At 59.3% G+C, this 18687-nt stretch carries 19 protein-coding genes; 9 read left to right on the top strand and 10 right to left on the bottom strand.

Annotation, left to right across the window (positions count from 1 at the left end; all coding sequences use genetic code 11):
• Positions 1–120 precede the first annotated feature (120 nt).
• The 3 genes from QD461_RS03920 to rsmA are packed head-to-tail and all read left to right on the top strand — an operon-like array spanning position 121 to position 2924.
• Positions 121–1065 (top strand): peptidylprolyl isomerase, encoded by a 945-nt coding sequence (locus QD461_RS03920; protein WP_184701543.1) that lies wholly within the window; start codon positions 121–123, stop codon positions 1063–1065.
• 6 nt (positions 1066–1071) lie between these two features.
• A complete protein-coding gene (pdxA, locus tag QD461_RS03915) occupies positions 1072–2097 on the top strand; it encodes a 4-hydroxythreonine-4-phosphate dehydrogenase PdxA (protein ID WP_414086554.1) in 1026 nt (341 codons plus the stop codon).
• Entirely contained in the window at positions 2097–2924 is an 828-nt protein-coding gene (gene rsmA / locus QD461_RS03910) for a 16S rRNA (adenine(1518)-N(6)/adenine(1519)-N(6))-dimethyltransferase RsmA (RefSeq protein ID WP_414086553.1), read from the top strand. Before pdxA ends, rsmA begins: the two co-directional genes overlap by 1 nt.
• Before the next feature lie 112 nt (positions 2925–3036).
• Here the strand turns inward: rsmA and gmk are convergent, their stop codons facing one another.
• The 7 genes from gmk to fabD form a co-directional block, all read right to left on the bottom strand.
• Positions 3037–3699 (bottom strand): guanylate kinase, encoded by a 663-nt coding sequence (gmk, locus tag QD461_RS03905; RefSeq protein WP_414086552.1) that lies wholly within the window; start codon positions 3697–3699, stop codon positions 3037–3039.
• Between the two features lie 3 nt (positions 3700–3702).
• On the bottom strand, positions 3703–4590 hold the full coding sequence (locus QD461_RS03900) for a YicC/YloC family endoribonuclease (RefSeq protein WP_414086551.1): 888 nt from the start codon (positions 4588–4590) through the stop codon (positions 3703–3705).
• Positions 4591–4700: 110 nt separating this feature from the next.
• Entirely contained in the window at positions 4701–5912 is a 1212-nt protein-coding gene (gene mltG / locus QD461_RS03895) for an endolytic transglycosylase MltG (RefSeq protein WP_414086550.1), read from the bottom strand.
• Between the two features lie 201 nt (positions 5913–6113).
• Positions 6114–7376 (bottom strand): beta-ketoacyl-ACP synthase II, encoded by a 1263-nt coding sequence (gene fabF, locus QD461_RS03890; RefSeq protein WP_414086549.1) that lies wholly within the window; start codon positions 7374–7376, stop codon positions 6114–6116.
• 114 nt (positions 7377–7490) lie between these two features.
• Positions 7491–7727, bottom strand: coding sequence for an acyl carrier protein (locus QD461_RS03885; RefSeq protein ID WP_004122114.1), 237 nt, complete (start codon positions 7725–7727; stop codon positions 7491–7493).
• A gap of 284 nt (positions 7728–8011) precedes the next feature.
• Positions 8012–8749 carry a 3-oxoacyl-[acyl-carrier-protein] reductase gene (fabG, locus tag QD461_RS03880; protein WP_184701529.1) on the bottom strand — a complete coding sequence of 246 codons (738 nt, stop codon included), beginning with the start codon at positions 8747–8749 and terminating at the stop codon, positions 8012–8014.
• A 23-nt stretch (positions 8750–8772) separates the two neighbouring features.
• The gene (fabD, locus tag QD461_RS03875; protein WP_414086548.1) at positions 8773–9717 is read right to left on the bottom strand and encodes an ACP S-malonyltransferase; all 945 of its coding nucleotides are present in this window, start codon (positions 9715–9717) and stop codon (positions 8773–8775) included.
• 195 nt (positions 9718–9912) lie between these two features.
• On the opposite strand from fabD, the gene QD461_RS03870 reads away from it, so the two are divergent.
• Complete coding sequence (locus QD461_RS03870; RefSeq protein WP_184701525.1) at positions 9913–10956, top strand: aldo/keto reductase; 1044 nt, start codon at positions 9913–9915, stop codon at positions 10954–10956.
• A gap of 81 nt (positions 10957–11037) precedes the next feature.
• On the opposite strand, the gene QD461_RS03865 is transcribed toward QD461_RS03870, so the two are convergent.
• Positions 11038–11784 carry a histidine phosphatase family protein gene (locus QD461_RS03865; RefSeq protein ID WP_414086547.1) on the bottom strand — a complete coding sequence of 249 codons (747 nt, stop codon included), beginning with the start codon at positions 11782–11784 and terminating at the stop codon, positions 11038–11040.
• 239 nt (positions 11785–12023) lie between these two features.
• Between QD461_RS03865 and QD461_RS03860 the strand changes: the two genes are divergently transcribed.
• The 5 genes from QD461_RS03860 to rplI all read left to right on the top strand — a co-directional run bounded on the left by QD461_RS03860 (position 12024) and on the right by rplI (position 15866).
• Positions 12024–13112: a hypothetical protein gene (locus tag QD461_RS03860; protein WP_414086546.1), complete on the top strand. Its 1089-nt coding sequence runs from the start codon at positions 12024–12026 to the stop codon at positions 13110–13112.
• Positions 13113–13416: 304 nt separating this feature from the next.
• Positions 13417–13863: a 30S ribosomal protein S6 gene (gene rpsF, locus QD461_RS03855; RefSeq protein ID WP_028753379.1), complete on the top strand. Its 447-nt coding sequence runs from the start codon at positions 13417–13419 to the stop codon at positions 13861–13863.
• 12 nt (positions 13864–13875) lie between these two features.
• Positions 13876–14124 (top strand): 30S ribosomal protein S18, encoded by a 249-nt coding sequence (rpsR, locus tag QD461_RS03850; RefSeq protein WP_004122103.1) that lies wholly within the window; start codon positions 13876–13878, stop codon positions 14122–14124.
• 163 nt (positions 14125–14287) lie between these two features.
• A complete protein-coding gene (locus tag QD461_RS03845) occupies positions 14288–15268 on the top strand; it encodes a DUF2232 domain-containing protein (RefSeq protein WP_414086545.1) in 981 nt (326 codons plus the stop codon).
• A 19-nt stretch (positions 15269–15287) separates the two neighbouring features.
• Positions 15288–15866 (top strand): 50S ribosomal protein L9, encoded by a 579-nt coding sequence (gene rplI, locus QD461_RS03840; RefSeq protein WP_184701516.1) that lies wholly within the window; start codon positions 15288–15290, stop codon positions 15864–15866.
• 87 nt (positions 15867–15953) lie between these two features.
• On the opposite strand, the gene QD461_RS03835 is transcribed toward rplI, so the two are convergent.
• Together QD461_RS03835 and QD461_RS03830 are read right to left on the bottom strand one after the other, a co-directional pair.
• A complete protein-coding gene (locus QD461_RS03835; protein ID WP_184701514.1) occupies positions 15954–17021 on the bottom strand; it encodes an HlyD family secretion protein in 1068 nt (355 codons plus the stop codon).
• Positions 17022–17038: 17 nt separating this feature from the next.
• Positions 17039–18685 (bottom strand): MFS transporter, encoded by a 1647-nt coding sequence (locus QD461_RS03830; protein ID WP_414086544.1) that lies wholly within the window; start codon positions 18683–18685, stop codon positions 17039–17041.
• Between the last annotated feature and the right edge of the window lie 2 nt (positions 18686–18687).

The following is an 18687-nucleotide window of genomic DNA, read 5'->3' as shown; positions in this document are numbered from 1 at the left end:
GCAAGGATTTTGCAATTCATCGCGCCTGATGTAGACATGTGGCGCAAACTTGCCGTATTGCGCCTATGGCGTGCGGATATGGCGCACGCCGATAGAAAGACCTTTGGGAAGGGGTAGTTGATGTTTTCTGGAAAGACACCGATTCGCGCTCTGGTGTTCGGAGCTGCAGCCCTGGTCATGGCAAGCTTCGCCGTGCCGAGCAGCGATGTCGCTTTCGCGGCAAGCGAGGTAAAGGTCCTTGTCAACAGCCAGGTCATCACATCGGGCGACATCGCCAAGCGCATCAACTTCCTGAAGTTGCAGCGTCAGAAGGGCGACCTCAATAAGATGGCGAAGGAACAGCTTGTCGATGAGACGCTGAAGCGGTCGGAAATCTCCCGCCTGCGCATGTCGGTATCGACAACGGAAGTCGACGCAGCCTTTGGGCGCTTTGCCGCCAGCAACAAGATGTCAACCCAGCAGCTCGGCCAGATCCTCGACAAAATGGGGGTGACGGTCGATCACTTCAAATCCTATATCGCCGTTTCCATGAGCTGGCCGCGCGTCGTTAATGCACGCTTCGGCTCGGCTAGCCGCCTCTCCAACGACGCTCTCGTTACCCGGATGACGGAGAACAAGACGAAGCCTGTTACGACGGAATACTTCCTGAAGCAGATGGTTTTCGTTGTCCCAGCGGCAAAGCGCAATGCCGTCCTGAAGTCGCGCAAGGCGGAAGCGGATGCATCGCGATCCAAATTCCCGGGCTGCGACCAGGCAAAGGCCTTTGCTGCGACCATGCGGGATGTTTCCGTTCAGGATCTTGGCCGCGTACTCGCACCCGACGTCCCGGAAATCTGGAAGCCGTTGCTCGAGAAGGCATCCGGCAATACGACCGCATCCGTCGTCACCGACCGCGGCGTCGAATACATCGCCATTTGCTCTCAACGTCAGGTCAACGACGACGTAGCCGCAGCGGCTGTTTTCCGCGCCGAAGACATCGGCAAGAACAATGCTCAGGGCGTCAGCGCCAACGACAAGAAGTACATGGACGAGCTGCGCGGCAAGGCGCAGATCGTCTATCGCTGATCACCAATGTCCTCGCACCCATCCATCCCTCTGGCACTCACGCAAGGGGATCCGGCAGGCATAGGTCCAGATATCACGCTTGCCGCATGGCTACGGCGCAACGAGCTTGAGCTGCCGCCTTTCCTGTTTCTCGGAGACACAACCGTTCTTCGAGAGCGGGCCGCCCAGCTAGGCCTAAACGTGCCGCTGAAGCAGGCCGATCCGGCGACGGCATGCAAGATCTTTCGCGACGCCTTGCCGATCCTTCAGATCGATGCAGGAAGCGCTGTCATCGCCGGAGAGCCGCACGTCGAAACGGCACGAGGCACTATTGCCGCCATTGAGATGGGCGTTTCGCTCAGCATGAGTGGCAAGACATCGGCGATCGTCACTAACCCGATCGCCAAGTCCGTTCTTTACGATGCGGGCTTCGGTTTTCCGGGTCACACCGAATTCCTGGCGGACCTTGCAACGCGTGCGACAGGCAAACCGCACATGCCGGTTATGCTTCTCGCCGGTCCGAAGCTTCGCGCCATCCCGGTCACTATTCATATTCCCCTGAGGGATGTACCGCAGGTGCTGACCTCAGATCTTATCGCCGAGACCTGCAGGATCACCGACCACGACCTGCGCACCCGTTTCGGTATTGCCAAGCCGCGCCTGGCGGTTGCCGGCCTCAATCCGCACGCGGGAGAGAACGGCGCACTCGGCAAGGAAGATGACGAGATCGTCAGACGGGCAATCGATGTCCTCCGTGCTGAGGGGATCGATGCCTTCGGTCCCTTGCCGGCAGACACGATGTTCCATGACGAGGCCCGCCGCCGGTATGACGTCGCCATCTGCATGTATCACGATCAGGCGCTGATCCCGGCCAAGGCGCTCGGCTTCGACGATTCCGTCAATGTGACGCTCGGGCTCCCGTTCGTCCGCACGTCCCCCGATCATGGCACGGCCTTTGGCATCGCCGGCAAGGGCATCGCCAAGGAAGACAGCCTGGTGGCCGCCCTCAGGCTGGCGAGTGCGATCAGCGGCAAGACTGGAAGCAACACCTGATGGCTGCTCTCGATGGCCTGCCGCCCCTGCGCGATGTGATCCAGCGTCATGGCCTCGACGCGCGCAAAGCACTCGGCCAGAACTTCCTGCTCGATCTCAACCTGACCCAGAAGGTTGCCCGCACGGCAGGCTCTCTCGAAGGCATTACCGTTTTCGAAGTCGGCCCTGGGCCAGGCGGCTTGACGCGCGCAATCCTCGCACTCGGAGCCGCGAAGGTCATCGCGGTCGAGCGGGATGCGCGCTGCCTGCCGGCGCTGGCGGAAATCGCCGACCATTATCCCGGCCGGCTTGAGGTCATAGAAGGCGATGCGCTGAAAACGGATTTTTCGGCTCTTGCTCCGCAGGGGCCAGTCAAGATCATCGCCAACCTGCCGTATAATGTCGGAACACAGCTTCTGGTGAACTGGCTCTTGCCGACGCAATGGCCGCCCTTCTGGCAGTCGCTGACGCTGATGTTCCAGAAGGAAGTCAGCCAGCGGATCGTTGCCCAGGAAGACGACAATCACTACGGGCGTCTCGGCGTGCTCTGCGGCTGGCGCACGCAAGCGCAGATGGCGTTCGACATCTCGCCACAGGCCTTCACACCGCCGCCGAAAGTAACGTCGACGGTGGTGCACCTAACCCCGAAGGAACATCCCATTCCTTGTGCTGTCGAGAAACTTGAGGCTGTGACTCAGGCGGCCTTTGGCCAACGCAGGAAGATGCTGCGTCAGAGCTTGAAGCCGATCGGCGGCGAAGCGCTGCTGCTCAAGGCCGATATCGACCCACAGCGCCGGGCTGAAACACTTTCGGTGGAAGAATTCTGCCGGTTGGCGAACGCTCTTTAGAACAATGTTGCGCGAAAATGCTCAGCGATTTGGCGAGCATGACATGTGCAAACGCAAAGATCTGAAGCGCGAGACGTTAATCTGAAAGATTGCCGCGCGCTTCAGACTATTCTCAGAGCTTCGGTGTCTCTTCCAGCAAATCCCGAACGAAATCGAACATGCCGTGACGGCGATCGCGGCGCAGGCGCTCGGCCTTGACGATCGACTGGACGGCGTCGAAGGCGACGTTCAGATCGTCATTGACGATGACGTAATCATATTCGCGCCAATGCCCGATCTCCGCCCGCGAATTGGCGAGACGCATGGCGATGACCTCCTCGGAATCCTCTGCCCGGCGATGCAGGCGCAATTGCAGCTCCGTCATGGTCGGCGGCAGCACGAAGATGGAAACGACGTCGGCCGGCATCTTCTCCTGCAACTGCTGAGCGCCCTGCCAGTCGATGTCGAAGAGCATATCGCGCCCCTCTGACATGGCCGTCTCCACAGGCTCGCGCGGCGTGCCATAGAAATTGCCATGGACTTCGGCCCATTCGAGCAGCGAGTCGGAATCGCGAAGGCGCTCGAACTCGCGCTGCGAGACGAAATGGTAATGGACGCCCTCGATTTCACTCGGCCGGCGCTGCCGGGTCGTGACGCTGACCGAAAGGCTCACCTGCTTATCCTTATCGAGCAAGGTGCGCGCAATCGTCGACTTGCCTGCGCCTGACGGCGAGGAGATCGCAAGCATCAGCCCTCGGCGGGCAATCGGAATGGAAGTGGATGTCGCCGGCTTCATGGCCTACTCCAAATTCTGAACCTGTTCGCGAAACTGGTCGATGACCACCTTCAGCTCGATGCCGGCAGCAGTCACCGCTGCTGCATTCGACTTGGAACAGATGGTATTCGATTCCCGGTTAAATTCCTGTGCAAGAAAATCGAGCTTGCGGCCAACAGGCCCGCCCTTGGAAATAAGGTCGCGCGCCGCGGCCACGTGAGCCTTCAACCGATCGATCTCTTCGCGCAAATCGGCCTTGGTGGCAAGGAGAGCCGCTTCGGCATGCAGCCTGTCGCGGTCAAGACCCGCAGAGCCCTCAAGCAGCATGGAAACCTGTGTGGCCAACCGACCCGCAATCTCCTGCGGCGAACGCGAAGGATCACGCTCGACGGTGTCTGTCAGCGTCTCGATCGTGGCGACATGACCAAGCAGGATCTGGCCGAGGGCTTGACCCTCCCCGCCCCGCATATCGCAAAGATCGCCGAGAGCAGCCGTGAGGCCCGCCATGATATCGGCATCACGCGCGGCAAGCGCCTCTTCGCTTTCCTCGGCTTCCTTGAATTCCACCAAGCCGCGAACCGCCATGAGGCTATCCAGACGCAACGGCGCGGGATCAATGACACCGGTGAGCTGATCCCGCAAGGCGAGCACGGCTGCAAGCGCATCCTGGTTCACGACGACCTCGACGCGACTATCCTCGACCGACAGCGACAGACCGACCTGGAGATTGCCGCGGGAGAACCGATCGGAGATCAATTTACGAACATCCGTCTCCAGTCGCTCCAGCCCCTGCGGCAGACGCAACCGGACATCCAGCCCCTTGCCGTTTACGGATCGCAACTCCCACGCCCAGCGACCACGCCCGCTCGTTCCCTCACGCCGGGCAAAACCGGTCATGGACTGCAATGCCATGCAAGCCTCCGAAAATTCCTATCCCCTATCCGTCGAAAATCATCGGATTACGGATCAATGTAAAGTGAAACCGCGCCATGATCTTCGCCGAAGCCATGGCGCAACAAGGATCAGTTGGTCTTCTTTTTCTGCTGGGCGCCAGAGCCTGGGGCCGTCGTGCCGTCGTCAGGCTGGCCGTCGACGGCAATGGAGCTCGGATCTTCGCCCTTTTCGGCGACAAGCTTGCGCCAGCGCTTGACGTTCGCATTGTGCTCTTCCAGCGTCGCTGCGAACACATGGCCACCCGTGCCGTCGGCTACAAAATAGAGGTCCTGCGTCTTCCAGGGGTTGGCGACAGCCTCAAGCGCATCCTTACCCGGATTTGCGATCGGTGTCGGCGGCAAGCCCTTGATGATGTAGGTGTTATACGGCGTCTCCTTCTTCAGGTCCGACTGGAAGATCGGACGATCGGAAGGCTTTCCCTCGCCGCCGAAGAGACCATAGATAATCGTCGGATCCGACTGCAGGCGCATGCTTTTGCCGAGACGGTTGAGGAAGACGGAGGCGACGTGAGCGCGTTCATCCGCAAGGCCGGTTTCCTTCTCGACGATAGAGGCAAGCGTCACGAAATCCTGCTTGTTCGCCAGTTGCACGCTTGAATCGCGGCGGTCCCAGATCTGGTCGACCAGCTTTTTCTGCGCACCCGCCATCTGATCGACGATTTCAGTCCGCTTGGTGCCGCGCGTGAATTTGTAGGTATCGGGCCTCAGGCTACCCTCGGGCGGGAGCGCCGATGGCAAATCGCCTTCCAGCACTGTATCGGCCTGCAGCTTGTTGAAAATTTGCCGAACCGTGAGCCCTTCGGGCAAGGTTACCGAGTACAGGATGGATTTGCCCGACTTCAGCAGCTCCATGATATCCTTCATGGAAGCGCCCGCTTTGATCTCGTACTCACCATTGCGCAGCGTTTCGCCGTGCAGATAGGTGGTCGTCAGCCAGCGGAAGATACGCTGATCGGTGATGATGTTGTTTGATTCCAGACGGTTGGCAATTTCATTCAGGCCGGCGCCATTGCGCACGATGAAATTGGTGTTGGTCGTCAGCGGACCTGGGCTCTGATACACGGAGAAGGCATAATAGGTGCCTGCAACGGCCGCAATGACGACGAAAACCACCAGCGTCATCAGGAAGTTCAGGAAAATCACCATCTGGCTGCGAGCTTTACGCGAACGCTTCGGCGGATCCGGAACCCGCTCCGGACGCAGGGCTTCATTTGCCGATTTGGGTATGATCGGCCCCTTTTGTCCGTTTGGAGTTCCGTTGCTCTGGTTCGTATCGCTCACCGGCAATCCCTTCCCTTTTTAATTGCCTGCTCTTTGGCCAAGCAATGCGGCAAAAAACAGGTCCAGAGGATAAGCCGGGGCCTGTTGAGGTTCCGACTTAGACCGATCAGACATTACCCCTGTGCATCATCCGGACGCATAGGGGCAACATTCGGGAACGGCGCATGGGCTTGCCGAAGAACATTCCCGCTTTCGCAGTTACTATGCCTCATACCGACGCAGGACAAGCGATGCATTGGTGCCGCCAAAGCCGAAGGAGTTCGACAGGGCGACATTGACGTCCCGCTTGCGCGCCTTGTGCGGAACAAGATCGATGACTGTTTCTCGTTCCGGATTGTCCAGATTGAGCGTCGGCGGAACGATATTGTCGCGAATGGAAAGCGTCGCAAAGATCGCTTCGATCGCACCGGCAGCGCCAAGCAGATGGCCCGTCGCCGACTTGGTGGACGACATCGAAATCCGCGATGCGGCATCGCCGACCAGCCGCTCGACGGCGCCGAGTTCGATCGTGTCGGCCATGGTGGAAGTGCCGTGGGCATTGATATAGTCGATATCAGCCGCGGCCAATCCAGCGCGCTTCAACGCCGAGGTCATGCAGCGGAATGCGCCTTCGCCATCTTCCGACGGAGCGGTGATGTGGTGGGCATCGCCGGAAAGGCCGTAGCCGACGACTTCGGCATAGATCTTTGCGCCGCGCGCCTTGGCATGCTCCAGTTCTTCCAGCACGACGATGCCAGCGCCCTCGCCCATAACGAAACCATCGCGGTCACGATCATAGGGGCGCGAAGCCTTCTGCGGCGTATCGTTGAAGTCCGTCGACAGGGCCTTGCAGGCGGCAAAGCCGGCGAGCGAGATGCGGCAGACCGGAGCTTCGGCACCGCCTGCCACCATGACATCGGCATCGCCAAGCATGATCAGACGGGCAGCGTCGCCGATCGCATGTGCGCCAGTCGAGCATGCGGTGACGACCGCATGGTTCGGACCGCGCAGCTTGTGGCGGATCGAGACCTGGCCGGAAACGAGATTGATGAGGCGCCCCGGAATGAAGAAGGGCGAGATGCGGCGCGGGCCCTTGTCGCGCAATGTGTAGCCGGCTTCGACAATGCCTTCGAGGCCGCCGATGCCCGAGCCGATCATGACGCCCGTGGCGATCTGATCTTCATCCGTTTGGGGATGCCAACCGGCGTCAGCCAGCGCCATGTCGGCGGCTGCCATGCCATAGATGATGAAAGGGTCGACCTTGCGCTGCTCTTTCGGCTCCATCCAATCGTCAGCATTGAAGGTGCCATCGGTGCCATCGCCGACCGGAATGCGGCAGGCGATCTTTGCGGCGAGATCTTCGACCTCGAATTCGGTTACGAGGCGAGCACCATTGTAGCCGGCAAGCAAGCGCGACCAAGACACTTCGGTGCCGCAGCCCAAAGGTGATACCATGCCGGTACCCGTGATAACGACACGTCTCATCGCCCGCAGACCCCCGTCTTTTTATGATGATATGCGTGTAAAAATGCTTCGTGCGGCTTTGCCGGACGAAATAGGGCGGACTCTTCAGCCCGCCCCTTCAAAAAGCGCAGAAGATTAGGCCTGAGCCTTCTCAATGAACTTTACCGCGTCACCGACCGTCAGGATCGAGTCAGCAGCGTCGTCCGGAATTTCAACGCCGAATTCTTCTTCGAAAGCCATGACCAGTTCGACCGTGTCGAGCGAGTCCGCACCCAGATCGTCGATGAAGCTTGCGCTTTCAACAACCTTGTCGGCGTCAACGCCAAGATGATCAACAACAATTTTCTTTACGCGTTCTGCGATATCGCTCATGTCGGTTTCCTCGACCTTATATCCTGATCAGAATGCCCTGTGACATCCCTACCTATTCAAACCTGCAGCATCTGTCCTGACGCCGCTGGCAAACCCGTTCAACCCGGCATTGAGATCCGGTCCAGCGCCTTGAATGCGGCCCAGTCCGTCTGCATTTTCCGGACGACTGTTCACAGTCATGGCCCGCTTAACACGGTTTAAGTCCGTCGCAAAGCCAGAAAATAGCCGGCTCCGGGTTGCTCAACATGCTATTGGAGGGAAAGTTCCCTCCAATAGCAATTCCTTTAGATCATCGCCATGCCGCCATTGACGTGGATCGTCTGACCCGTGACGTAGCTGGCTTCCGAGGAAGCGAGATAGGCGACGGCGGAAGCAACTTCCTGACCTGTGCCCATGCGCTTCATGGGAATGGCTCCCATGATGGCTTCCTTCTGCTTATCGTTCAGCTTGCCCGTCATCGCGCTTTCGATGAAGCCTGGAGCAACGCAGTTGACCGTGACGTTGCGGGTGGCGATTTCCTGCGCCAGCGACTTGGTGAAGCCGATCATGCCGGCCTTGGAGGCGCAGTAATTCGCCTGGCCGGGGTTACCCGTGACACCGACAACCGACGTGATGTTGATGATACGGCCATAGCGGCGGCGCATCATCGGATGGGTAAGTTCCCGCGTCAGGCGGAAGACGGCCGTCAGGTTGACTTCGAGAACCGCATCCCAGTCCTCGTCGCTCATGCGCACGAAGAGGCCGTCCTTGGTGATACCGGCATTGTTGACGAGGATATCGACGCCGCCGAGTTCCTCTTCCGCCTTGACGCCAAGCGCCTTCACCTCGTCGCGATCCGACAGGTTGGCCGGGAAGATCTTGACGCGATCGCCCAGTTCTGACGCCAGCGTTTCCAGCTTTTCGACGCGCGTGCCGTGCAAGCCGACAATGGCGCCCTGCTTGTGCAGGAGCCGGGCGATTTCTTCGCCGATGCCGCCGGATGCGCCGGTTACCAGGGCCTTGCGGCCGGTCAAATCAAGCATGTGTTTCCCTCGCTTCTAGATTTTCAGCCGAGCAGTGCTGCAAGCGCCGTGTCGATATCGGCAGCATTGTTGACGACAATACCGTTGACCGACTTGTCGATGCGGCGGGCCAGACCCGTCAGCACCTTGCCGGCGCCGATCTCATACAATGTCGTGACATTGTTGGCAGCGAACCATTCCACCGTCTCGCGCCAACGCACCTGGCCTGTGACCTGTTCGACCAGCAGCCTGGCGATCTCGTCGGCATCCATCACCGGAGCCGCCTTGACGTTGGCAATAACAGGCACGACCGGATTGGCCTTGGCGACGCCGGCAAGCGCTTCGCGCATGGCTTCGGCGGCCGGCGCCATCAGCGCCGAATGGAAGGGTGCGGAGACCGGCAGCAAGATGGCGCGCTTGGCGCCCTTGGCGGTCGCAAGCTCGGCCGCCTTTTCGACGGGAGCCTTCTCGCCGGAGATGACGATCTGGCCGCCACCATTGTCGTTGGCGATCTGGCAGGCGCCTAGCGCAGATGCTTCCGCACAGACGGCGATAACGTCAGCTTGTTCGAGGCCGATGATCGCGGCCATCGCGCCAACGCCGACCGGAACAGCCGCCTGCATGGCGTTGCCGCGGATGCGTAGCAGCCGCGCCGTGTCACCAAGCGAGAAGGTGCCGGCGGCACAGAGAGCGGAATATTCGCCAAGCGAATGACCGGCCACATAGGCGACCTTGCTCTTCAGATCGAGACCACGTGCCTGCAGAACGCGGATAACAGCCATCGAGACGGCCATCAGCGCCGGCTGTGCATTGGCCGTCAGCGTCAGCCTATCTTCCGGGCCGTTGAAGATGACTTCGGAGAGCTTTTCACCGAGCGCTTCATCGACTTCTTCGAAGACGGCACGCGCCTCGGCGAAATTGTCGGCAAGGTCTTTGCCCATGCCGACGGCTTGGCTGCCCTGGCCGGGAAATGTGAAAGCAACAGTCATTATAAAGCGTCCTTTTGGGGGTCGTTTTGCTTCCCAATGACATTGTTTGCGGTGGAGTCAATAGCGCAAGTCCCGGAGCCACAAGCTTTTGCGCATGCGAAACAGCGTGATTTTCTTCTTGCACTTGCTCAATTCGAGCCTAAATTCCCGCTATCCCCTCCCTCAGGTTTTTCCTTCGTCTTCCAAGGTTTTCTCATGAAATATAAGAATTTAGGCCGCACCGATATTTCCGTCTCGCAGATTTGTCTGGGCACAATGACCTGGGGAACGCAGAACAGCGAAGCCGAAGCGCATGAGCAGATGGATTACGCCATCAGCAAAGGCATCAATTTCTTCGATACGGCCGAAATGTACCCGACGACACCCGTGGGCCCGGAGACGCAAGGGCGCACGGAAGAGTACATCGGCACCTGGTTTGAGAAGACGGGCAAGCGGAAGGACGTGGTGCTCGCCACCAAGGTCGCCGGCCCCGGTCGCGAATATTTGCGCGGCGGACAAGGCCCCGACGCCGCCAATATCAATGCGGCTGTTGACGCCAGCCTGAAACGGTTGAAGACCGATTATATCGACCTCTATCAGGTTCACTGGCCGAACCGCGGACATTTCCATTTCCGCCAAAACTGGCGATATAATCCTTTCAATCAGGATCGCGCGAAGGCGGTCGCCGACATCACCGAGATCCTCGAAACGATGGGCGCATTGGTGAAGGCCGGCAAGATCCGCGCCATCGGCCTGTCAAACGAGACGACCTGGGGCATTCAGAAATATCTGACGATTGCCGAGCAGAAGAGCCTGCCGCGCGTGGCGACCACGCAGAACGAGTACAACCTGCTCTACCGGCATTTCGACCTCGATCTGGCCGAGCTATCGCATCACGAAGATGTCGGGCTGCTCGCTTACTCGCCGCTGGCCGGCGGTATCCTTACCGGCAAATATGTCGGCGGCGCACGGCCGGCCGGCTCGCGCGGCTCGATCAACCAGGATATCGGCGGCCGCCTGCAGCCGCTGCAGGAACCGCCGGTCAAGGCCTATCTGGAAATCGCCGCCAAGTACGGCATCGATCCTTCCAAGCAGGCGCTCGCTTACTGCCTCACCAAACCCTTCATGACGTCGGTCATCATCGGCGCGACAACGATGGCGCAGCTGGAGACCGATGTGGCCGCTGCTTATGTGACGCTGCCGACCGAGGCCTTGGCGGAGATCGAGCAGGTTCACCGGAAGTATCCGATGCCGATGTAAAGCTGGAGAGGCGCCCCCAATTTATCGCAGGGCGCCGCAGCCTATCTAAGAAGTGAGATTAGAAGGTACTCCGCCGATGCCTTACTCTTCAATATTGGACACAACGTCGGGCTCAGAACCATAGGCCCCACATAGCTCGTTCTGCCCTTGAGCCCTATCCACGGACTTATGAAGCAGGATCGAGCGATAGTCGTCAGAATGCCGCCCCTCGATCAAGGTGACATCGGCGTTGCCCGGATTGTCCGAGCGTTCGAACCAGTCGACCGGATGGTGTAGGAAGTTCATCTCGAATGCCCGGTTGGTCACGCCATGGCCGACGATGATGATATTGTTCTTCCCGTTTTCGGCATCGTGCATGACGGTCTGCAGGAACAGACGAACGCGCTGGGCGACATCGGCGCGGCTTTCTCCATCCGGCGGTCGCGCATAGAATTTGCCGTTATTGTTGCGAAGCCTCGCCCATTTCTCGAATTCGTCGGGGAATTTCCGTTTCTGTTCGGCATGATCATAGATTTCGGTGAAGAGCCCGAAATCCTGCTCGCGCAGCAGATAATCCTCCGTGACATCCTCGATCAGATCGGCCGGCAGGACCTCCAGCAGAGTATCTTTGCTCTGCCGCGTGCGCAGGAAAGGCGAATACCAGACGTTCAGCCTGCGCAGTTCGGCACCGGGTAGCTCTTTGAGATAGCTCGCGATCGCCTGACCCGCCCGCAGCACCTGCCGATGTCCCCACTCTGTCAGCGGAACGTTGTGATCACCGAACTGCCGGTAGGCGCTGTCGTCGATATTGCCGAGGGATTCGCCGTGCCGGACCAGAAAGATACGCATGAACAGACCGTGCTGCCGCCATTGATATCATCGCATCATGACCAAAGAGCCAGCCTCACGCAATGAGGCGACAAGATCGGCAGGCCTGCAAGTTGCCGCTTCCACAATCTCAACGCTAACGAGAGTCAAAAGTAAGCGCGGCCTTGTAGAAAATCAAAACCTATGAAAATCACAATTCGCGATGGGTGGGGGTGAGCGTGGTGAGGCCATTTCAAATAGGCTGCGCTTTAGTTTTCGGCATGATCTTCTTTGCAAGCAATGCGGTTGCCTGTCTCAGCTGCAGCCATCTGACGACTGACGACGGATTGCACTATGTCATTGTGGACGGCTCGTTCGAAGCGGACGACGACCTGAACAAATTTCGCAAGGCAGTGAAATCTTATCGTGCGAACGCGGTCACCTTCGATAGCCCTGGTGGAAATATCCGGAAGGCGATCGAACTTGGAAGACTGATCCGCTCGCTTGGAATGAACACGGTCACCGTGCGTGCACAAGAATGCGCATCCGCCTGCTCTCTGGCATTCCTTGGCGGCGTCGTTCGCATTGCGGATGCTGGATCGATCGGTGTCCACAAGGCTTCGTTCAACGACACAAAGGGTATGCGCGTTGAAGAGGCCGTCGCAGCGGTCCAGACGATAACCGCCGATGTCATATCCTACATGACCGATATGGGTGCCGATCCCGGATTGTTGAAGCTCTCCCTGCAATATGATTCCGATGACATACGCTATCTTTCTGCAAGTGAGATGAAGCTCTATCGTGTCACGACAACGGATGCAGATGAGCCGGCAGCGGCGGCGGAACCGCAAGCCCCCGAGAGCGCGGCTGTCGATCTTGAAATTCCTGTCGCGAAGAATGGAATTATCGAGCATCCGAAAGGCACGGCACCCTTAATGGCGAACGCCACGGAGAATTCAAAAACAATTGCCGATTTTGCGAGCGGAAGCGGGCTTGAGATCAAGGCCAGCAAGGGCGAATGGTATGAGGTCTCGATCGATGGATATAACGGATATATGCTGCAAACCTGGGTATGGGTTCGCGAATTCGACGAGGGACCATTCGGCCAAAGATATATTCAGATCAAGAGCGAGGATAATCTGGAGGCGGCGAAGTCGCTCGTTCTGACTTCCGCACTCACTTTGGCGGTGCATCTCACAACAAATGGCAGGTTCGCGGTCGCGGTCGGAGCGACGGGCAACAACGACACCCAAAAATCCCTGTATCAGATGCTGCGTGCCAGCAATGCCATTCCGAAGGCCGCATTTGTCACCTATGGCAATACATATGTCCGGGAAGTCTGCTGTGGCGATTTGCTGTCGAACAAGTAGGCGACATCTACTATAAGAACTCCGTGTCGATCTCTTCGAATTTCGTCGCTCCCCTTGCCTTTCTGAGAAAAATCCGTATAAGCCGCCCTGTTCGCAACCCGGTCTTCTGGCTGGTGGCTGAACGGAGGGCCGGTTTTCCGAGAGGGGAATCGTTCGGAACGGAAGCGTTCCAGCCTCCCGTGTCTCCGCTCTCGACCGTCTCGGAAACGCTTTTCTTGCTTGGGTTTACCCTCTCAGGAGCAGTCGTTGAGGCTTAGCCGCCGAATATCGGGTTCAGACCAACGCAAGAAAGGCAAAGCTATCCATGGCTCTTTACGAACATGTATTCCTTGCCCGGCAGGATATTTCCGCTCAGCAGGTCGACGCCCTCGTAGAACAGTACAAGGGTGTTATCGAAGCTAACGGCGGTAAAGTCGGGCGTATCGAGAACTGGGGCCTCAAGTCCCTCACCTACCGCATCAAGAAGAACCGCAAGGCTCACTACGCCCTGATGGACATTGATGCTCCGGCCGCTGCGATCCAGGAAATGGAACGCCAGATGCGCATCAGCGAAGACGTCCTGCGTTACATGACGATCGCTGTCGAAAAGCACGAAGAAGGCCCGTCTGCCATGATGCAGAAGCGCGACCGTGACGACCGTCCGCGTCGTGACGGCGACCGTCCGGAGCGCAGCTTCGGCGATCGTGGTCCGCGCCCGGATCGTGGTGACCGCGAAGACCGTCCGCGCCGTCCGCGCGAAGACCGCGTATAAGGAGATTTGAGAATGTCTGAAGTTTCCTCCGCACCGGTCCGCCGTCCGTTCCATCGCCGCCGCAAGACCTGCCCGTTCTCGGGTGCCAATGCGCCGCGCATCGACTACAAGGACGTTCGTCTCCTGCAGCGCTACATTTCCGAGCGCGGCAAGATCGTTCCTTCCCGCATCACGGCCGTTTCCCAGAAGAAGCAGCGCGAACTCGCCCAGGCGATCAAGCGCGCCCGTTTCCTCGGCCTGCTGCCCTACGTCGTCGCTTAATAGCGCCTGACGCAGAGTGAATAAGGGGAAGGCAGCAATGCCTTCCCTTCTCCCTTTCGCGATGGGCGCGGATCGGAACCTTGAAACCCCATGTTGGGGACGGCTTTCTGGCCCGAGTGCCGAGAGCATCCTCTAACTGCTCGATATGAAGCAGGACAGCGACGTGAAGAAATTGAACGCAAAAGAGCTTGGCATCGGCGCTCTCGCCGGTCTGACCGCCGCCTTACTCGTGTACGGCGCGACGCTTCAGCCATTGCTGTTCATTCTCTTCGGTGCGCTTTCAGCTCTTCCCATCCTGATCGTCGGCCTCGGCTGGGGCAATGTGGCCGTCATCACCGCCGTCGTGGCAGCCGGTATTGTCGGCACATTCGTGCAGTCGATGTATTTCGGGATATTTGCCGTCGTACTGGCGCTGATTCCGGCATGGCTGAGTCATCTTGCCAATCTGGCACGGCCTGCATCCGAGCTTGGCGGCCCGGATCACCTGATGGCCTGGTATCCGCTCTCCGACATTATGCTCCACCTCTGCGGCCTCGCCGCCGTCGTCATCATCATCGCCGGCGCGGTCATGGGCTATAATGCCGATCTCGTCAGCCAGGTGGTGGACGTCTACGTCAAGGTCATGAGCCAGCAGCAGCCGACGCTGGACGTCGATCCGGTGGCGATCGCAAAGACCAAGCTCCTCATGCTCTACGCCATCCCCATCGCCTGGGGCATGATCTGGGTCATGATGATGCTGGCAGCCTATTATGTGGCCACACGTATCGTTGCCGCCTCGAAACACAATCTTCGCCCGCGCGAGGACATCCCCTCGTCGCTGCGCATGAACCGCAACGCCATCTTCGTTTTCCTGGCGGCGATCGTGGTCATCTTCTTCGGTGGCGTGCTGGCGCTCATCGCAGCCGCCGTGCTCGGTGCCTTCGGCGCGGGCTTCATCGTTTCCGGCTTCGCGTCGTTGCATTACCGCACGCGTGGCAAGGACTGGCGTATTCCGGTGCTGGTGCTTTGTTACCTCGCGTCTTTCCTGCTGACGCTGCCGCTCCTCATCATCCTTGTTCTCGGCCTCTACGATATCCGCAAGGCGATATCACTGACCCCGCACAAGAATGCCGATACATCCAAACCAACCGACACGAAAATCTGACATCGAAAGGAACAAGAAAATGGAAGTCATTCTTCTCGAACGCATCTCCAAGCTCGGCCAGATGGGCGAAACCGTAAAGGTTCGCGACGGCTTTGCCCGTAACTACCTGCTGCCGCTCGGCAAGGCGCTGCGCGCCAACGCCGCCAACAAGGCCCGTTTCGAAGCTGAGCGTTCGACGCTCGAAGCCCGTAACCTCGAGCGCAAGAGCGAAGCCCAGAAGGTTGCCGACGTTCTCGCCGGCAAGTCCTTCATTGTCGTTCGCTCGGCTGGCGAAACCGGCCAACTCTACGGTTCGGTCGCTGCTCGTGACGTCGTCGAAATCCTCGCCGCAGAAGGCTTCAACATCGGCCGCAGCCAGGTTCACCTGAACACGCCGATCAAGGCTATCGGCCTGCACGACGTTGCCATCGCTCTTCACGCCGAAGTCGAAATCAAGGTCGAGCTGAACGTTGCCCGTTCCGCTGAAGAAGCCGAGCGTCAGTCCAAGGGCGAAACCCTCACCTCCGCCGACGCCATCTACGGCATCGACGAGGACGCCCTGCGTCCGGAAGACTTCTTCGATCCGGAAGCTGACCGCGACAACGAAGACGAAGCTTGATCTTCACGTCTTCGCAGCATTGCCTATGAAGAAGCCTGGGTCTCGCGACCCAGGCTTTTTGTTTGCGGCCGAAAGCAATTCCTTCTGTCAATCGCCAGCCTTGGCCTCCGGCAGCGGCGCCGAATCCTTGTCGATCGAGACGATAACCGACATGCCGGGCGCCAGTTCGCTCGCCAAAGGCTGACCATCCTCGATCTTCACCCGGACGCCGATGCGCTGAGCAACCTTGGTGAAATTACCTGTCGCATTGTCGGGCTTGATGACGGCGAATTCGGAACCGGCGGCCGGCGAGAAGCGCTGGATGCGGCCCTTGATTTCGCGATGGCCGAGTGCATCCACCGCAATCGTGGCCGGCTGATCGAGCTTCATGCCATTAAGCTGTGTTTCCTTGAAATTGGCGATGACCCAGACATCCTTCGGCACCAGCCCCATGAGCTGCGTGCCTGAAGTCACATACTGGCCAAGGCGAACGCCGACTTCGCCGACGCGGCCGTCCTGGGGCGCCCTGATCGTCGTGTTGTCCAGATCGATATCGGCGAGCTGCACTGCCGCCTCCGCGCCGCTGACACCGGCCTCCAGCGAAGCACGGTTGACGATGATGGTCGTCAGATTCTGCTGCGAGACGTCGAGGGCCGCCTTAGCCTGATTGACCGAGGCTTGGGCCTGCCGCAGCGTTGCCTGCGCCTGCTCGGCATCGCTTGTCGTCGACACGCCTCTGGCGACCAGCGTCGTCACGCGATCGGCGGCAAGCTGGGCACGTTTCAGCGCCGCATCGGCGCTGTCGATCTGCGCCTGACTGGAGACGATGCCGGCCTTGGCCGCCTGTTCCTGCTGCTGTGAATTGGCGAGTGCCGCCTTTTGCCCGGCAAGTGTCGCGCGCGCCTGCGCCACCTTCTGCTTGTAGATGCGGTCGTCGATCTGGGCGAGCACATCGCCTTCCTTGACGAGCTTGTAGTCCTTGATCGGCACGTCGGTAATGTAGCCACTCACCTGAGGACTGATGGTCGTGACATAGCCTTTGACATAGGCGTCGTCGGTGGTCTCCACCGAGGTTTTGAACGGTGGCAGATGCCAGGCATAGAGTACGAGCATGACACCGCCGATACCGGCGAGAACCGCGATGACTTCGATGGGGGAGCGAACGAGCCTCGGCATAGAGCTACTTCATTTCCTCATGGGTTGGATGTCACGACCCGCGACTGATCGTCCGCGAGCCGCGTCCGAACGAAGCGATAGAAAACATGGATTGTGAGGCCCGCCAGCGACAGCAAGGCAATCACGGCGGCAACGAGGAATGCATCGCCATAGGCGAGCATGTTGGCTTCGCGGCTCACCTGCGCGCCGAGTAGCGCCATCCCTTCCCCTTTCAGAAGGGCACTGTCGCCGATCACCTTGCCATAAGAGGCCGAAAGCCGGCTGACGCGATCGGCCACATGCGGATCGGTCAGCAATACGCGCTCGGTCAGGATCGCCGAATGGAACTTCTCGCGAATAATAATCAGCGTGCCGTAAAAGGCAGAGCCGATGAGGCCGCCGATACTCTGCGTGAAGGTGAAAACGACGAAGAAGGTCACGAGATAGGGCGGCCCCTTGGATATGGCCGCCCTGAAGCCTTCCGACATGGACGGCGGCAGGAACAATGCCGCTCCCGCAGCGACAAGCGCCTGGCTGAGGTACATCTGCTCCGGCCGCGTCAGGTTCGTGACCTGCGAGTCCATCAAGCAACCCGCCGCCATCAGGATGAGCGCGACGAACTGTATCTGCCAGGTGAAGCCATAGTTCATGAACACGGTGCAGATGAGACCGCCAATGATCGAGAACGCGAGGATGATCCAGTACAGCATGGAGAGCTGGTCGTAGAGCAGCCCGATCCCGTTTTGGTAGAAGGTCATGACGACATAGGTCTGCTCGGCAGCAATCAGGCGAAAGATCAGCAGGATCGCCGTCAGATGCAGGATTTCCGGCCGCAGAAGCCAGCGCACGTCGATGAGCGGTGTCGACCGTCGGAGATCGACGACGATAGCGGCGGTGATCGACGCGATGCCGAGCGCCAGCACGACGCCGAGCCAGGGCACTTCCAGCCACCAGTAAAGACGGCCGACCGAAAGCGCCACCGCAAGACAGCCGAAGCCGATCGCCACCAGCAGATAGCTGAAGATATCGCCGAGGACGATGACCTTGACGCGCGGAGGCGGCGTCAACGGCAGGAGATAGATGATCGGCATGACCAGCAATGCCAGCGCCATCTCGAGCGTGTAAAGCCCGCGCCACTCGCCGTAATCGAGAAGCGAGGGCGATACGAGGCGGGTGATGGGAGCGGCAAGCAGTGTGTTCATCATCGCCAGGCTGACGCCGACGGTCATCTTCTTGGCCGGCTCGAAGGCTTCCAGCATGTAGAGAAAGCCGAGCGTCGAGAGCGGCGCACCGGCAATGCCGCTCAGAAAGCGGACGACGATTGCCGAATGCAGATCGGAGACGAAGAGATTGAGCAGCGAGGCGAGCACGAAGCCGAGAATGCTGACCTCGGCAAAATTACGCACTCCATATTGCAGGCGGATTTTCACCAACGCAATGGCGAGACTGACATTGGGCGCCATATATGCGGCCGAGAGCCATGCGGATTCGGTGGTCGTTGCCGCGATCGTTCCCTGAATCTGGGTGAGATTGGCAAAAGCGAGATTGAGACCCAGGCCCTGGGTCAAAAAGAACATGACGGATGCCGCAATATAGAGCGGCACTTTCCAGCCCGGCATAGGCGGTGAAGCGGGGGGGACGGTGTTGGCTTCCGTGTTGGCGACCGAACCCGGATCACCGCTCATAC

It is taken from the genome of Rhizobium sp. BR 314, from assembly GCF_047445805.1.
Lineage (GTDB): Bacteria > Pseudomonadota > Alphaproteobacteria > Rhizobiales > Rhizobiaceae > Rhizobium > Rhizobium lusitanum_B.
The sequence above is the reverse complement of the archived record's forward strand: the minus strand, read 5'-3'. Positions and strand labels throughout refer to the sequence as shown.

Coding starts and splice junctions, on each gene's coding strand:
- QD461_RS03865 (WP_414086547.1), bottom strand. CDS start 11,784: ATGCGTATCTTTCTGGTCCGGCACGGCGAATCCCTCGGCAATATCGAC.
- QD461_RS03870 (WP_184701525.1), top strand. CDS start 9,913: ATGAAATATAAGAATTTAGGCCGCACCGATATTTCCGTCTCGCAGATT.
- fabG (WP_184701529.1), bottom strand. CDS start 8,749: ATGCTTGATTTGACCGGCCGCAAGGCCCTGGTAACCGGCGCATCCGGC.
- rpsF (WP_028753379.1), top strand. CDS start 13,417: ATGGCTCTTTACGAACATGTATTCCTTGCCCGGCAGGATATTTCCGCT.
- fabF (WP_414086549.1), bottom strand. CDS start 7,376: ATGAGACGTGTCGTTATCACGGGTACCGGCATGGTATCACCTTTGGGC.
- rpsR (WP_004122103.1), top strand. CDS start 13,876: ATGTCTGAAGTTTCCTCCGCACCGGTCCGCCGTCCGTTCCATCGCCGC.
- QD461_RS03860 (WP_414086546.1), top strand. CDS start 12,024: ATGATCTTCTTTGCAAGCAATGCGGTTGCCTGTCTCAGCTGCAGCCAT.
- QD461_RS03900 (WP_414086551.1), bottom strand. CDS start 4,590: ATGGCATTGCAGTCCATGACCGGTTTTGCCCGGCGTGAGGGAACGAGC.
- QD461_RS03835 (WP_184701514.1), bottom strand. CDS start 17,021: ATGCCGAGGCTCGTTCGCTCCCCCATCGAAGTCATCGCGGTTCTCGCC.
- QD461_RS03830 (WP_414086544.1), bottom strand. CDS start 18,685: ATGAGCGGTGATCCGGGTTCGGTCGCCAACACGGAAGCCAACACCGTC.
- gmk (WP_414086552.1), bottom strand. CDS start 3,699: ATGAAGCCGGCGACATCCACTTCCATTCCGATTGCCCGCCGAGGGCTG.
- fabD (WP_414086548.1), bottom strand. CDS start 9,717: ATGACTGTTGCTTTCACATTTCCCGGCCAGGGCAGCCAAGCCGTCGGC.
- pdxA (WP_414086554.1), top strand. CDS start 1,072: ATGTCCTCGCACCCATCCATCCCTCTGGCACTCACGCAAGGGGATCCG.
- QD461_RS03885 (WP_004122114.1), bottom strand. CDS start 7,727: ATGAGCGATATCGCAGAACGCGTAAAGAAAATTGTTGTTGATCATCTT.
- rsmA (WP_414086553.1), top strand. CDS start 2,097: ATGGCTGCTCTCGATGGCCTGCCGCCCCTGCGCGATGTGATCCAGCGT.
- QD461_RS03920 (WP_184701543.1), top strand. CDS start 121: ATGTTTTCTGGAAAGACACCGATTCGCGCTCTGGTGTTCGGAGCTGCA.
- rplI (WP_184701516.1), top strand. CDS start 15,288: ATGGAAGTCATTCTTCTCGAACGCATCTCCAAGCTCGGCCAGATGGGC.